Source organism: Pseudonocardia sp. Cha107L01 (assembly GCF_052566575.1).
In genome coordinates, this window is sequence record NZ_CP199579.1 from 2,218,767 (window position 1) to 2,233,361 (window position 14,595).

Sequence of the window (14,595 nt, forward strand, 5' to 3'; positions counted from 1 at the left end):
TACTCGGGGAATCAATAATTGAACTTTGGGGCTACCGCTGTCGGTTGCGGCGCTGCCCCGGCCGTGGTTGGGAGTAGTGGTGACGTCGACCGAAGCGCTGGTGGAGTCGATCCGGTCGGGTCCGACCGGTCCTCGGATCGCGGCGTTCTTCGATTTCGACGGCACCCTGATCGACGGTTACTCGGCGGCGGCGTTGTACGAGCACCGGTTCCGCAATTTCGAGATCGGTCCGGGTGAGTTGGTCCGGACGGTGCGGGCGTCGATGGGGCCGACCATGACCGAGGAGCAGTTCGCCGCGGTGGTGGAGGACGGTCTGGGCAGTTGGGCCGGGCGTACCGAGGAGGACATGCTGGAGCTGGGTGAGCGGTTGTTCGCCCAGGGGATCGCGGGGACCCTGTTCCATCCGGCGTGGCGGTTGGTGAAGGCGCACCAGCGGGCCGGGCACACCGTCGTGATCGCGACGTCGGCGACGTTGTTGCAGGTCGCGCCGTTGGCCCGGGAGTTGGGTGTGGAGCACGTGCTGTGCACCCGGCTGGCGGTGGAGGGCGGGCTGCTGACCGGCAAGGTGGACGGTCGCACGTTGTGGGGGCCGGGCAAGATCGCCGCGGTGCGGGGGTTCGCCGCCGAGCACGGTGTCGACCTGGCGGCCAGTCACGGCTATGCCAACGGGGACGAGGACGTGCCGTTGCTGGCCGGGGTGGGTCAGCCGCATCCGGTGAACCCGCAGCCGGAGTTGGCGGTGGAGGCGGCGCGGCGGGGTTGGCCGGTCCTGGAGTTCGGCTCGGCTCGCAGCGGCCGGTTCGACCCGGTGCCGGCGCTGCGTACCGCGGCGTTGTTCGGCACCTTGTTCGCCTCGGCGGGTGCGGGTATCGCGGTGGGGGTGTTGAACGGCAACCGGCGTCAGGGTGTGGACCTGGCCACGTCGATGTTCGATGCGTTGGCCGGGCCGTTGACCGATATCGAGGTCGAGGTGGTCGGTGCGGAGCATGCCTGGTCGGCCCGGCCGGCGGTGTTCTTCATCAACCACCAGAGCACGTTGGTCGACTTCCTGGTGACCACCCGGGTGATCCGGACCGGGTTCACCGCGGTGGCGAAGGCGGAGGTGAAGAAGATGCCGGTGGTCGGGCCGTTGTTCGATCTGGCCGGGGTGGCGTTCCTGGATCGGGCGAATCGGGCGAAGGCGTTGGAGGCGTTGAAGCCGGCGGTGGAGATGTTGCGGTCGGGTACGTCGGTGGTGATGGCGCCGGAGGGCACCCGGTCGATGACGCCGCGGCTGGGGGTGTTCAAGAAGGGTGGGTTCCATCTGGCGAGCCAGGCGGGGGTGCCGATCGTGCCGATCGTGATCCGCAATGCTGGGGAGATCATGTGGCGCAACGCCCGCACCGCCCGCTCGGGCACGGTGCAGGTGGCGGTGCTGCCGCCGATCAGCACCGACGGCTGGACCCACGACGACATCGACAAGCAGGTCCACGCGGTGCGCCAGCTCTACCTCGACACCATGGACCACTGGCCGGCGCCGTCCTCGACGTAGATTGACCAAGGCAACTAGGGTGACCGCGGACACAATCAACCGGGGGTAGGTACAGATGCAGGCCGTCGATCCAGCCTCGATCCGGGGCGGAGCAGCCGCGCTGCTCGGCCGCACGCCGGCGCGAGGTCTCCTGCGCAGGGCGTCAATGCTGGCGCCGAGTGATGCGCCGCTGCCCACCGACACCCGCGAGGTGACGCAGCTGCTCGAGTCCGACTCGTTCCGCGCCTCGGTGAGCGAGCTGGCCAGCAAGATCGACATGGTGCCGGCCGAGGCGATGACCGAGGTCGCCGGGTACCTGCGCGAGATGTCGGCCACCCACAACCAGCGGGTCAGCGACGTGTGGCAGCGCTTCGGCGGCTGGCTGACCAGGGGCTACGACATCCTGGTCGACGACGACGGGCTGGCCGAGCTGCGCCGGCTGGACCGCAAGCACGCGCTGATCTTCCTGATCTCGCACCGTTCGTACCTGGACGAGTTCATCCTGCCGCCGGTGCTGCAGTCCGGTGGCCTCTCGCCGCTGTTCGGCATGGCGGGCGCGAACCTGAACTTCTTCCCGCTGGGCACCGTGGCGCGGCGCACCGGGATCATCCACGTCCGGCGCTCCACCGGCGACATCCCGATCTATCGGTTGGCGCTGCGCTCCTTCGTCGGCCAGCTGGTGGCCAACAAGTCCAACCTGTGCTGGTCCATCGAGGGCGGCCGCACCCGGACCGGAAAGCTGCGCCCGCCGCGTTACGGGCTGATGCGCTACATGGCCGACGCGGTCGAGGCGCTCCCGGACACCGACCCGCTGCTGGTGCCGGTGTCGTTCATGTACGACCAGCTGCCGGTGCACGAGGTCGGCCGGATGGCGTCCGAGGCGCGCGGTGCGGGCAAGGAGGCCGAGGACGTCCGCTGGCTGGTCAACTACGCCGCGGGTCTGAAAGAGCGGCTCGGCAGGGTGTACCTGGACTTCGGCACCCCGTTGCCGCTGCGCCAACGGCTCGAGGAGCTGCGCGCCGACGAGGTCACCGAGAACCAGGTGGAGCGGGTCGCCCTGGACGTCTGCCACCGGATCAACGCGGCCACCCCGGTGACGCCGACCGCCGCGGTCTGCATCGCACTGCTCGCCGCCGACCGGGCACTGACCCTGGACGAGGTACTCACCACGGTCCGCCCACTGGCCGACTACGTGAGCGGGCGGGGCTGGCCGGTTGCCGGCGGCGCCACGTTGACCGACCGCTCCACGCTGCGCTGGGCACTGCGCGAACTGGTCCGCTCCGGCGTGCTGACCTCGTACTCCGGCGGCTCGGAGACGGTGTGGGGGATCGGCGACGACCAGCACCTGGTCGCGGCGGTCTACCGCAACAGCGCCATCCACGTGCTGCTGGTGCGGGCCATCGCGGAACTGTCCCTGCTGGCCGTGGCGGAGGCCGACGCCGAGCCGGGCAAGGGCGCCCCGAACACGTTGTTCGACGAGGCGCTGCGGCTGCGCGAGCTGCTCAAGTTCGACTTCTTCTTCGCCCAGCGCGAGCAGTTCGCCGAGGAGCTGGCCGCCGAGATCGCCATCCTGGCCAGCCCGGACACGTCCAACGAACTGAAGGTCACCCCCGAGCAGGCCCGTGAGTGGCTCGCCAGGGCCCGACCGCTGGTGTCGCACCTGGTACTGCGGCCGTTCCTGGATGCCTACCGGGTGGTCGGCGAGCAGTTGGCCGCGCTCGACGAGGACGAGACGGTGGACCAGAGCGCGCTGGTGGACAGCTGCCTGCGGGTAGGTCACCAGTGGGCGCTGCAGCGCACCCTGGCGAGCGAGGAGTCGGTGTCCGGGGAGATGTTCAGCACCGCGCTCAAGCTCGCCGGGCACCGCGACCTGCTCAAACCGGGCGCCCCGTACCTGGGCAAACGACGGCGTGAGTTCGCCGACGAGCTGGGCGAGGTGGCCAGGGCGATCGGCCGTATCGCGGACCGCGACCACCCGCTGAGCGCCGGCACCTGACCTACCCCGTGAGTGGCGAGTGGTCCTGTCGGACCACTCGCCACTCACGACTCCGTGCCCCGGGGCCGTACGGTGTTGACCACCACCTCGGTTGTCCGCGGCGTGGGCGAGCTCGGCGCACCGGGTGGTGGAGGAGGCAGCCGTGGCGGTGGCGTCCCGGTTGTCCGACGACGACGGATTGGGCGCGCGGAGTCTGACCGAGCTCGTGGTGCGCCGGCTGCGCGGCGAGATCCTCAGCGGCGCGCTCGCCCCCGGCGAACGCCTGGTGGAGGAACACCTCACCCGCCGCTACCAGACCAGCCGGGCACCGTTGCGCGAGGCGCTGCGGCAGCTCGGTGAGCAGGGTCTGGTCGACCACCTGCCGCGCCGAGGGGTGCGGGTGGCCGAGCTGTCCACCCGGGACGTGGACGAGTTGTTCAGCCTGCGCGACGTGCTCGAAAAGTTCGCACTGGGGAACGCGCTCGACGCCGGGGTGGTACTCGAGCCGGCCCAGCTGACCAGACTCGCCGAGGCGCTGGCGACGATGGAGAAGGCCACGACGCGGGACGATCCGCTGGCCAGGGCCGAGGCGCACCGGCGGTTCCACGTCGAACTGGTCGCGCTGGCCGGGCACCAACACCTGTCGCGGGTGTACGAGCCGGTGATCCTGAAGCTGCAGCTCTACATGGCCACGAACATCCGCCGGGAGGCCGCGACGCGCAGCCCGATGGACAGCGTGCACCGGCACCGCCGGCTGTTCGACGCGGTAGCCAGCGGAGATTACGCGGCGGTGCTCGCTGTGCTGGCCGGGCACGGCGCCCGGGTCTACCTTCCGCCCGAGGCCCAGGACCCGAAGGACCGCCAGCCGTCCTGAGTCCCGGGTCCCGGACCGTTCGGGGACGACCCAGCCCGGGTGCTTGGCTCGGGTGACTCGTCTCGGGTGGCTCGTGCCCCGGGTTAGCTCGGCTCGGGTGGCTCGTGCCCCGGGTTAGCTCGGCTCGGGTGGCTCGTGCCCCGGGTTAGCTCGGCTCGGGTGGCTCGTGCCCCGGTTGGCTGCTCCCGGCCCCGGGACCCGGTTTGACCGTTCGGCACCCGCTTCGCGGGGGATCGACCATTTTGGCTGCGATTCCGTGATCAACGGGACCTGAGTGCTGTTTGATCATGAATAGAACAGCACTCAGGTCCCGTTGATCACTGACGGATCAGCCACCCGCTCAGCTGCCTCGGGCCGTTGAGCTCGGGTGGCCGGCATAGTGCTCGGCCGCTGTCGCTTGAACGGTGGGTCAGGCTCGCCGCACCTGCGTCCCCGACCTGCCTGTTGTTGCCGAGCTGCACAACAGGCCGGCAAAACCATGATCGAACCTGCCGGGTGTGCAGCTCGGTAACATGCCTCGGCGCGCCGAGCGGCCTCGGCGCGCGGCGAGCGACGGCCCGGCCCGGCGGCGGCGGCCCGGCGGCCGCGGCCCGACCCGGCAACCTCGCGGCCTGACGACTCCGCCCGGCGACCGACGGCGCGGCCTGGGGGCCCGGCCCGGCGGCCTGACGACTCCGCCCGGCGACCGACGGCGCGGCCTGGGGGCCCGGCCCGGCGGCCTGACGACTCCGCCCGGCGACCGACGGCGCGGCCTGGGGGCCCGGCCGGCGGCCTGGCAGCTCGGCAGCTCGGCAGCTCGGCAACACGCAGCTCGTCGACGTCCCGCGGAGCGCGCTGAACGGTGGGCCCCCGGAGCGCGGACCGCCCGCTCACCTCGGGCGGCCGGGTGGCCGGATAGGCCGGAGTCGCCGCTCCCCGGGCCCTCGGCGTAGTGGTCTGCGGCCGAATGGGGTAGCCCGGCCGGCTGGTCGGTGACCACCGAACCCGCATAACCGGGCCGTAACGGCGTGGACCCCCAAGCGACACCAAACGGTCGACAATCGACAAAATGCATAGTGCGCCAACCGGCACCGGGCAGTGCCCCCCACTCGGGGTGGCCGGGCTGCGCACGAGCTATCGCAACGGTCGGCTGCGCCCACGCGAAGTGATCGAGCTGGTGCTCGACCGGATCGCCCGGCGACCCCAGGACAGCGTGTGGATCTCCCGCTTCGGTGACGCGGAGCTGCGGGCGAGCGCCGGGGAGCTGGAGCGCCGTGCCGGCCGCTACGGGCACGAGCAGTTGCCGCTCTACGGCATCCCGTTCGCGGTCAAGGACAACATCGACGTGGCCGGGCTGCCGACCACCGCCGCCTGCCCGGCGTTCAGCTACCGGCCCAGCGCGCACGCCGGCTCGGTCCGCCGGTTGCTGGATGCCGGCGCGCTGGTCATCGGCAAGACCAACCTGGACCAGTTCGCCACCGGGCTGACCGGCAGCCGCTCGCCCTACGGAGCCTGCGAGAGCGTCTTCGGCGGCGACCTGATCTCCGGCGGCTCCAGCTCGGGCAGCGCGGTGGCGGTGGCCGCCGGGCTGGTCGCCTTCGCGCTGGGTACCGACACCGCGGGCTCCGGGCGGGTGCCGGCCGCGCTGAACGGCATCGTCGGGCTGAAGCCGACCCGCGGGCTGGTGGGTACCAGCGGGGTCGTGCCGGCGTGCCGCTCGCTGGACTGCGTGAGCGTGTTCAGCACCGATGTGGCGGACGCGGCCGACGTGCTGGACGTGCTCGCCGGACCCGATCCGGCCGACCCGTGGTCCCGATCGGTACCGGCGGTGACCAACCCGAGCCCGAACCGGCCACGGATCGCGCTGCCCGAGGCCGGCGCCCTGGACTTCGACGGTGATACCGCGATGGCCGCCGCGTTCAACTCCGCCGCCGAACGGGCCGCCGCCGTGGCCAAGGGGGTGCACCGGGTACCACTGGCGCCACTGCTCGAGGCCGGCGAGCTGCTCTACGGCGGCCCGTGGGTGGCCGAGCGGCTCGCCGGGTTGGCCGGCTTCCTCGCCGAGCACCCGGACGATGTGCTGCCGGTGACCCGCGCGGTGATCGAGCGCGGCGCGGAGTTCGACGCGGTCGCGGTCTTCCGCGCCCGGCACCGGCTGCAGCAGCTGCGGGCCTGGTGCCAGCGGCTGTGGGCGGACGCCGACGTGTTGCTGCTGCCCACCGTGCCGACCACGTTCACCAGGGCGGAGATCGCCGAGCAGCCGGTGGCCCGCAACCTCGTGCTCGGCCGCTACACCCAGTTCGCCAACCTGCTCGACCTCGCCGCCGTCGCGATCCCCGCCGGGACCACCGGTGACGGCCGCCCGGTCGGCATCACCCTGCTCGGCCCGGCCTTCTCGGAGGCCCGGCTGCTCTCGGTAGCCAGTCAGCTGAGTCACCAGGAGGACACATGACCAGCACCCAAGCGCAGGTTCGCACCGCCCGGATCGGACCGGTGGCCGCGACGCCCTACGCGTGGCCCTACGACGGCTCGGTGGACACCGCGCACACCGCGCTGATCTGCATCGACTGGCAGGTCGACTTCTGCGGACCGGGCGGCTACGTGGACCGGATGGGCTACGACATCAGCCTGACCAGGGCCGGGTTGCCGCACACCGCCGCACTACTGGCACATGCCAGGGCCACCGGCATGCTCGTGGTGCACACCCGGGAGGGCCACGCACCGGACCTGAGCGACCTGCCGGCCAACAAGCGCTGGCGCTCGGCCCAGATCGGCGCGGAGATCGGCAGCGCCGGCCCGACCGGGCGCATCCTGGTGCGCGGCGAACCCGGTTGGGAGATCGTGCCCGAGGTGGCCCCGGTGCCCGGCGAGGTACTCATCGACAAGCCGGGCAAGGGCGCGTTCTACGCAACCCAGCTGGACCTGGTGCTGCGCACCCGGGGCATCACGCACATCCTGCTGACCGGCATCACCACCGACGTGTGTGTGCACACCACCATGCGGGAGGCCAACGACCGGGGCTACGAGTGCCTCATCCTCTCCGACTGCACCGGCGCCACCGACCCGGCCAACCACTCGGCGGCACTGCACATGGTGACCATGCAGGGCGGCGTGTTCGGCGCGGTCGCCGACTCCACCTCGGTGATCCAGGCGACCACCTGGAGCGAGTCGTGAGCACCGTGGCGCGCGAAGCCGACAGCGAGCGAGCATCGCAGCGAGCTTACGAACGAGGAGCGGAACGAGCGCGGAGGCGAGCAGTGAGCGCCGATCCCGGACCGTTCACCTTCGACCCGGCGAGCACCGCGCTGGTGATCATCGACATGCAGCGGGACTTCTGTGAGCCGGGCGGCTTCGGCGAGACGCTGGGCAACGACGTGTCACTGCTGCGCGCGGTGATCCCGCCGCTCCAGTCGGTGCTGGCCGCGGCCAGGGCGGCCGGGCTGATGGTGATCCACACCAGGGAGGGGCACCGACCGGACCTGAGCGACTGCCCGCCGGCCAAGCTGAACCGCGGCGAGCCGACGCTACGCATCGGTGAGCCGGGGCCGAAGGGCCGCATCCTGATCCGGGGTGAGTACGGCCACGACATCATCGACGAGCTGGCCCCGCTGCCCGGTGAGGTGGTCATCGACAAGCCGGGCAAGGGCTCGTTCCACGGCACCGACCTGGGCGAACGGCTCACGGCGGCGGGCATCACCAGCCTGATCGTCGCCGGCGTCACCACCGAGGTGTGCGTACACACCACCGTCCGGGAGGCCAACGACCGGGGCTACGAGTGCCTGGTGCTGTCCGACTGCGTCGGCTCCTACTTCCCCGAGTTCCAGCGGGTCGGCCTGGCCATGATCGCCGCGCAGGGCGGGATCTTCGGCTGGGTGGCGCCCTCCTCCGTGCTGCTCGACGAGCTCGCCACCCACACCCTGGAAGGAACCCGCTCATGAGCGAGACGACGAAGTCCGCGCAGCCCCGCCCGCTGTCCTGGTGGGTCGCCGGTGACACCAACGCGTTCTTCGGCCTCGGCTTCAACACGCTGGTCAACGTGCTGGTGCTGACCGGGCTGTGCCTCGGCGTGGTGAAGATCCCGGGCACCGAGGTGTTCGGCGTGCTGCTGCCGGCGCTGGGGGTGCAGCTGCTGATCGGCAACGTCTACTACACCTTCCTGGCCCGGCGACTGGCTCGCCGCGAGAACCGCACCGACGTGTGCGCGATGCCATACGGCCCCAGCGTGCCGCACATGTTCATCGTGGTCTTCGTGATCATGTTGCCGATCTACCTGGCGACGAAGGACCCGCTCACCGCCTGGGCGGCCGGGCTGGCCTGGTGCTTCATCATCGGCATCATCGTGCTGATCGGAGCCTTCATCGGCCCGTTCATCCGCCGCTACACCCCGCAGGCCGCCATGCTCGGCACCCTGGCCGGCATCTCGATCGCGTTCATCTCGATGCGCCCCGCGGCCCAGATGTGGGAGGCGCTGTGGATCTCGCTGCCGGTCATGGTGATCATCCTGATCGGTTTCTTCACCGACCTGAAGCTGCCGGGCAACATCCCGGTCGGGCTGGCCGCGTTGCTGGTCGGCAGTGCGATCGGCTGGATCGGCGGCTACATGTCGGCGCCGGACGTGGTCTCGGCCGCGCGCGAGGTGGCGATCTCGCTGCCCACCCTGAGCTTCCACCGGCTCGGGCAGGGGCTGGCCGACGTGGCGCCGCTGCTGGCCACCGCCATCCCGCTGGGCATCTACAACTTCACCGAGGGCATGACCAACGTGGAGAGCGCCTCGGCCGCCGGTGACAACTACAACCTGCGCAGCGTGCTGCTCGCCGACGGTGCCGGCGCTATCGTCGGGTCCGCGCTGGGCTGCCCGTTCCCGCCGGCCGTGTACATCGGGCACCCCGGCTGGAAGGCCGCCGGCGGTCGCACCAGCTACTCGCTGGCGTCCGGCGTGGTGATCGCCCTGTTCTGCTTCCTCGGCATGTTCGCGCTGCTCGGAGCGCTGCTCCCGCTGCCGGCGATCGTGCCGATCCTGCTCTACATCGGGTTGCTGATCGGTGCGCAGGCCTTCCAGGTGGTGCCCAAGGCGCACGCGGTCGCGGTGGTGTTCGCGATCCTGCCGAACATCGCGTCCTGGGCCGGCGGCCTGATGGACAACGCACTGGCCGCCGCCGGGACCACCGCCACGAAGGTCGGCGCGGACGCGCTGACCAACGCCGGGCTGGTCTACAAGGGCACCCAGCTGTTCGGCGGCGGCGCGATCCTGGCCGGCATGGTGCTGGGCGCGATCGTCGCGTTCATCATCGACAAGAAGTTCGTGCCGGCGGCGATCTACTGCTTCATCGGCGCCGCGCTCGGGTTCGTCGGGCTGATCCACGCACCGCAGGTCGGCTGGGCCGTTGGCGGCCAGATCGCGCTCGGCTACGCCTTCTCCGGGCTGGTGTTGTTGGCCTTCGCGCTGGTCACCAGGGGTCGGGGCGAGCCCGCCGAGGGGGTACCCGAGCAGCGCACCCATGACGGATCTGGCGGGGGCTCGACCGAGCTGAGCGAAGCGCCGGCGCCGGCATGACCGCGGCGACCGACACCGGTGAGCCCGTCCTGGACCGGACGCACGTCAGGGGCGCGGTGCTGGCGGCGTTCCAGCGCTACGAGCACGCGTTGATCGACGGTGACGTCGCGGTGCTCAACGAGCTGTTCTGGGACGACCCGCGCTGCCTGCGCTACGGGGTGGCGGACCGGCAGGTCGGTGCGGCGCAGATCCAGGCGTGGCGCCGCGAGCACCCGACCGTGCCCGCCGGGCGGCGACTGCGGGAGACCACGGTGCTGACCGTGGACGACCGGACCGCGGTGGTCAGCACCCTGTTCGAGTACCCGGACGGACTGATCGAGGGCCGGCAGAGCCAGACCTGGGTCCGGTTCGCCGAGGGCTGGCGAATCGTCGCGGCGCACGTCTCCGAGGTGCCCAGGTAGGTCGTGAGTGGCGAGTGGCCCCCCAGGACCACTCGCCACTCACGGGGGTTCAGTAGGCGCCCGGGGTTCGCGCCCCACTGGCGGGGCGCCGGCTGCCCGTCGGTGGCGTCTCAGCCGATGATCGGGGCGATGCCGATGGACCGCCGTTACCGAGCTGCACCCCAGGCAGGATCCGGCCGCCGCAAACCTGCCTGCTGTGCAGCTCGGTAACAACGCGCACGCCACCGCATTAGCTCGCGGTGCACACCGAGTCGGCGGGCTGTGCCGCGCGGGTATGTATGTGGTGCGTCGCGGGGCGCAGGTACGGCAACAGGCTGAGCAGCGCGAGCCCGGCGAGCGCGGCGCCGATCCACAGCGGTGCCCTCAGCCCGAGACCCGCGCTGATCGCCAGCCCACCGAGTGTCGGGCCGACCGCGATGCCGACGTTCACGACCGAGGCGCCAACCGTGTTGATCATCGGCGTGTTGGCGACCACCCGCATCCGCCGGGCGATGGTCGCCGAGTTCAGCGGCAGCCCGACCATCCCGATGCCGATCACCGTGACCAGCACGACCGCCGGCACCGCCGCGCCCGCCGCGAACCCGGCGAGCAGCCCGACCAGCGCGGCGAGACCCAGGGTGAGTACCGCCATCGGGTAGCGGTCGGCCAGCCGGCCCACGACCATGTTGCCGATGACCGCGGCCGCCCCGTAGCCGGTCAGCAGCACCGGCACCAGGCCGGGTGCGAATCCGGTGACGTCGATGAAGATCGCCGCGAAGAAACTGAACGCCGCGAACAGAGCGCCGATGTGCAGCATGCTGGTGCCGTAGACCGCCCAGAGGCGGCGGTTGCGGAACAACGCCAGTTCCGCGCGGAGTCCGCCCGCTGAGCCGTCGGCCGCCGCACGAGCGCCGGCGCCCGAGACGGCATCGGCGTCAGCTCCGGCGTCAGTTCCGGCCCGGACAGCGGCACCGACTCGACCTACTACCGGCCGGCGGACCGTGACCAGTACCGCCACGCCGGCGACCAGCACCAGCCCGGCCACCGCCCAGAACGCGCCGCGCCAACCGGCCCACTGCGCCAGGAACGTGGCCAGCGGCAGCCCGAGCACGCTGCTCACCATCAACCCGCCCAGCACCACCGAGGCCGCGCGGCCGGCCAGGCGGGGCGGCACGGTGTCCATCGCCACGGTCAGTCCCACGCCGAAGAACGCGGCCTCGGCGCAGCCGGTGATCACCCGCGACACCACCAGCATCGGGTAGCCGGTGGCGAGGGCGCCGAGCACCTGGCCGGCCAGGAACGCGCCGAGCAGCAGCACCAGCGCCCTGCCGTGCGACAACCGGGTCAGCGCCGCCGAGACGAACGGGCCGCCGAGTGCCATCGCGATCGCATAGGCCGACACCAGGTAGCCGATCGCGGAGATCGACACGTTCAGCGCCGAGGCCAACTCGGGCAGCATGCCGGACACCATGAACTCACTCGTGGTCATCGCGAAGATGCCCAGTCCGAGCACGTAGACCACCGCTGGCATGAATGACCCCCATTTTTGATTGATGTGTACAAAACTTCGGCAGCGCAAGCCGGCCGGCTGTGCGGTGCTCAGCGCAGGGCGGCCAGTGCTCCTTCGGCGACGTCGAGCAGTGCGGCCCGGTCCTGGGTCACCGCGCCGAGTACCCGCAGGCCGTAGTAGGTGCTCTGCAGGGTGCGGGCCATCCGGGTCAGGTCCCGGTCGGTGGCGAACTCGCCGGCCCGCTGCCCCTCCTCGAGCACCTCGCGCAGGGCCTGTTCCAGCCGTTCGAAGTGCCGGCGGGTCAGGTCGGTGACCGGGTCGGTGCGCCCGGCGGTGTCGATCGAGGCGTTGATCGCCATGCAGCCGCGCCGGCTGGGATCGGCCAGGTCGGTCTCGATCACCCAGTGCAGCAGCGCCCGGACCCGTTCGGTCGGGCTGCCCGGAGCGCGCAGGATCTCGATCGTCGCGGCGTACCCCACCTCGGTGTAGCGCCCCACCGCTGCTTCGTACAGCTCGTGCTTGCTGCCGAAGGCGTTGTACAGGCTGCCCCGCCCGAGTCCGGTGCTCTCGCACAGCTCGGCGGTGCTGGTGGCTTCGTAGCCTTTGGTCCAGAAGGTCTCCATGGCGGCGTCCAGTGCCGTGATGTCGTCGAACTCGCGCGGCCTGGGCACGTCGGGAGCGTAGCCAGTTTTGTATAGGTCAGTCAAGAACTGGTGCCGGCGCCTGGGAGAGGATGGTGCGGATGAGCGACACCGAGCAGGGCATGGCGAACCTCGACCTGCTCCTGACCCCGGCCGGCGCGGCGGTACTGGACCGGCTGGCCGGCACGGAGCTGACCGCCGGCGTCGAGCTGCGGCTGGCCGAGACGCTGCGCCGGGAGTTCCCCGCCGAGCTGGTCACCGCCGCGCTGGCCCAGTACGAACTGCGGCAGCGGGCTCGCGCGAAGTTCACCCGCGCCGAGTCGATGTGGCTGACCCGCGACGGGCTGGAGCAGGCCTCTTCGGAGCCGATCGCCCGGCACCGGGCCACCCGCTACGCCGGCGCTCGCCGGGTGGCGGACCTGTGTTGTGGCATCGGCGGCGACCTGGTGGCACTGGCCGGCGTGGGTGCCTACGCCAGTGCCGACACGACCGCGAGCAGCCCCAGCGACACAACCGCCGCCGTCGAGCTGGTTGCGGTCGACCGGGACCCGCTGCACCTGCGGATGGCCACCCTCAACGCCGCCGCGTACGGGTTCGGCGACGCGGTCGCGGGGCAGCTCGGCGACGTCCGGGACGCCGACCTGGCCGGGGTGGACGCGGTGTTCGTCGACCCGGCGCGGCGCTCCGGCGGTCGCCGGCTGCGCACCGGGGACAGTGAACCGCCGCTGGCCTGGTGCGTTGCGCTGGCCGAGCGGATCACCCGCGTCGCGATCAAGGCCGCGCCCGGGCTGGACCGGGCCACGGTGCCGACCGGCTGGGAGGTCGAGTTCGTCGCCGACGGGCGCGACCTCAAGGAGGCGGTGCTGTGGTCACCGGCGCTGAGCGGCCCGGGCATCGGCTCCAGGGCCACCGTGCTGCCGGCCGGCGACCAACTGCTGCCGGCGCCGGGCGACCCGGTGCCGTGCCGGCTGCCGGGGGAGTACCTGCTGGACCCGAACCCGGCGGTGACCCGCGCCGGACTCGTCGAGGAGCTGGCCAGGGAGCTGGGTGCCTGGAAGATCGACCCGAGGATCGCGTTCCTGTCCGCCGAGACGCCGCCGCGCACCCCGTTCGGCCGGACCCTGCGGGTGCTGGACAGCGGCCCGTGGCGGGAGAAGGACCTGATCGCCAGGCTGCGCCGGCACGACGTCGGCGCGCTGGACATCCGCCGCCGCGGGCTGGCCGGCGATGTGGACGTGCTGCGCCGCAAACTGCGCACCACCGGGAGCACGCCCGCGACCCTCGTGATGACCCGCGTGGACGACCAGCCCTGGGCGCTGATCTGCGTCGACGTGTGAGCCGCATCGACGGGCGGCCACCGACCCGATAGCTTGACACGCATGCTCCGCGAGGCGGACTACCAGCGGGTGTTCGACGTGCTCGAGCGCTGCGACGAGGCGAGCTCGGTGCCGGACTTCGCCGCGCGGCTGATGGACGCGCTGGCCGGGACGTTCAACCTGCGGCACACGACGTTCTTCAGCGGCGCCACCTTCCGCGCGGCGTTCGGTGACGCCTCCCCGCTGCTGAACGGGCGCACCCCGGCGATGTTCCCGGAGTACCACGACCGCTGGTCGGACCGGGACGCGTTCGCCACCGCCGAACCGATGCGGCTGCTCCGCGAGACCAACGTCGCCTCACTGAGCGAGGTCCGCCACCTGGACGGCGTCGCGGCCGCCTACCTGCACGGGTTCATGTTCCGGCACGGTCTGTACTCGGTCACCGGGATGCGGCTGCGGCTGCCCGGCGGCGGCCAGGGCATGGTCGGGCTGTTCGACCAGGACCCGCGCGCGGTGGGCGAGCGCGAGCTGGCGGCGCTGCGCCTGCTGGCCCGACAGCTGAACGTGATCAGCCGGAACCTGCCGGCGCCGGAGCAGCGGCCCGATCCGCTGGCCGGGCTCTCCGAGCGGCGCCGCGAGGTGGCCGCACTGGTTGCCGAGGGACTGACCAACGCCGCCATCGCCGACCAGCTCTCGCTCGCCGAGGACACCGTGAAGAAGTATGTCAGCCGGACGCTGGCCGCCACCGGCTGCCGGTCCCGCACCGAGCTGGCCCTGCTGGTCGGACCGACCGGCCAGCCGGCACCGCTCAGTCGGGCAGTCGTGCGCTGATCGCCCGCGTCGGACGCAGCGCGGT

The 14,595-nt window shown here is 71.7% G+C and carries 12 protein-coding genes; 10 read left to right on the plus strand and 2 right to left on the minus strand.

Annotated elements, in window-relative coordinates; all coding sequences use genetic code 11:
* Positions 1-79: 79 nt before the first annotated feature.
* The 8 genes from ACTXG6_RS10620 (at position 80) to ACTXG6_RS10655 (ending at position 10,293) form a co-directional block, all read left to right on the plus strand.
* Positions 80-1,531 carry an HAD-IB family hydrolase gene (locus tag ACTXG6_RS10620; protein ID WP_445187599.1) on the plus strand — a complete coding sequence of 484 codons (1,452 nt, stop codon included), beginning with the start codon at positions 80-82 and terminating at the stop codon, positions 1,529-1,531.
* A 55-nt stretch (positions 1,532-1,586) separates the two neighbouring features.
* Positions 1,587-3,506: a lysophospholipid acyltransferase gene (locus ACTXG6_RS10625; protein ID WP_445187600.1), complete on the plus strand. Its 1,920-nt coding sequence runs from the start codon at positions 1,587-1,589 to the stop codon at positions 3,504-3,506.
* A gap of 142 nt (positions 3,507-3,648) precedes the next feature.
* Positions 3,649-4,359 (plus strand): GntR family transcriptional regulator, encoded by a 711-nt coding sequence (locus tag ACTXG6_RS10630; protein WP_445187601.1) that lies wholly within the window; start codon positions 3,649-3,651, stop codon positions 4,357-4,359.
* Between the two features lie 1,048 nt (positions 4,360-5,407).
* On the plus strand, positions 5,408-6,790 hold the full coding sequence (atzF, locus tag ACTXG6_RS10635) for an allophanate hydrolase (protein ID WP_445187602.1): 1,383 nt from the start codon (positions 5,408-5,410) through the stop codon (positions 6,788-6,790).
* Positions 6,787-7,512 (plus strand): biuret amidohydrolase, encoded by a 726-nt coding sequence (biuH, locus tag ACTXG6_RS10640; RefSeq protein WP_445187603.1) that lies wholly within the window; start codon positions 6,787-6,789, stop codon positions 7,510-7,512. Before atzF ends, biuH begins: the two co-directional genes overlap by 4 nt.
* Before the next feature lie 83 nt (positions 7,513-7,595).
* Complete coding sequence (locus ACTXG6_RS10645) at positions 7,596-8,276, plus strand: cysteine hydrolase family protein (RefSeq protein WP_445187604.1); 681 nt, start codon at positions 7,596-7,598, stop codon at positions 8,274-8,276.
* Positions 8,273-9,892 (plus strand): regulator, encoded by a 1,620-nt coding sequence (locus tag ACTXG6_RS10650; protein ID WP_445187605.1) that lies wholly within the window; start codon positions 8,273-8,275, stop codon positions 9,890-9,892. The genes ACTXG6_RS10645 and ACTXG6_RS10650 overlap by 4 nt, the downstream gene beginning before the upstream one ends.
* Positions 9,889-10,293, plus strand: a complete 405-nt coding sequence (locus ACTXG6_RS10655) for an AtzH-like domain-containing protein (protein ID WP_445187606.1) — start codon at positions 9,889-9,891, stop codon at positions 10,291-10,293. Before ACTXG6_RS10650 ends, ACTXG6_RS10655 begins: the two co-directional genes overlap by 4 nt.
* A 229-nt stretch (positions 10,294-10,522) precedes the next feature.
* On the opposite strand, the gene ACTXG6_RS10660 is transcribed toward ACTXG6_RS10655, so the two are convergent.
* Both ACTXG6_RS10660 and ACTXG6_RS10665 read right to left on the minus strand, forming a co-directional pair.
* Positions 10,523-11,803 carry an MFS transporter gene (locus ACTXG6_RS10660; protein ID WP_445187607.1) on the minus strand — a complete coding sequence of 427 codons (1,281 nt, stop codon included), beginning with the start codon at positions 11,801-11,803 and terminating at the stop codon, positions 10,523-10,525.
* Positions 11,804-11,871: 68 nt separating this feature from the next.
* A complete protein-coding gene (locus ACTXG6_RS10665) occupies positions 11,872-12,453 on the minus strand; it encodes a TetR/AcrR family transcriptional regulator (RefSeq protein ID WP_445187608.1) in 582 nt (193 codons plus the stop codon).
* A gap of 71 nt (positions 12,454-12,524) precedes the next feature.
* On the opposite strand from ACTXG6_RS10665, the gene ACTXG6_RS10670 reads away from it, so the two are divergent.
* Together ACTXG6_RS10670 and ACTXG6_RS10675 are read left to right on the plus strand one after the other, a co-directional pair.
* The gene (locus ACTXG6_RS10670; protein WP_445187609.1) at positions 12,525-13,760 is read left to right on the plus strand and encodes a class I SAM-dependent methyltransferase; all 1,236 of its coding nucleotides are present in this window, start codon (positions 12,525-12,527) and stop codon (positions 13,758-13,760) included.
* Positions 13,761-13,802: 42 nt separating this feature from the next.
* Positions 13,803-14,570 (plus strand): helix-turn-helix transcriptional regulator, encoded by a 768-nt coding sequence (locus tag ACTXG6_RS10675; RefSeq protein WP_445187610.1) that lies wholly within the window; start codon positions 13,803-13,805, stop codon positions 14,568-14,570.
* Positions 14,571-14,595: the final 25 nt, after the last annotated feature.

Bases quoted from the DNA above. Each gene is read 5' to 3' on its own strand.
- ACTXG6_RS10625 (WP_445187600.1), top strand. From the start codon at position 1,587: ATGCAGGCCGTCGATCCAGCCTCGATCCGGGGCGGAGCAGCCGCGCTG.
- atzF (WP_445187602.1), top strand. From the start codon at position 5,408: ATGCATAGTGCGCCAACCGGCACCGGGCAGTGCCCCCCACTCGGGGTG.
- biuH (WP_445187603.1), top strand. From the start codon at position 6,787: ATGACCAGCACCCAAGCGCAGGTTCGCACCGCCCGGATCGGACCGGTG.
- ACTXG6_RS10650 (WP_445187605.1), top strand. From the start codon at position 8,273: ATGAGCGAGACGACGAAGTCCGCGCAGCCCCGCCCGCTGTCCTGGTGG.
- ACTXG6_RS10655 (WP_445187606.1), top strand. From the start codon at position 9,889: ATGACCGCGGCGACCGACACCGGTGAGCCCGTCCTGGACCGGACGCAC.
- ACTXG6_RS10660 (WP_445187607.1), bottom strand. From the start codon at position 11,803: ATGCCAGCGGTGGTCTACGTGCTCGGACTGGGCATCTTCGCGATGACC.
- ACTXG6_RS10670 (WP_445187609.1), top strand. From the start codon at position 12,525: ATGAGCGACACCGAGCAGGGCATGGCGAACCTCGACCTGCTCCTGACC.
- ACTXG6_RS10675 (WP_445187610.1), top strand. From the start codon at position 13,803: ATGCTCCGCGAGGCGGACTACCAGCGGGTGTTCGACGTGCTCGAGCGC.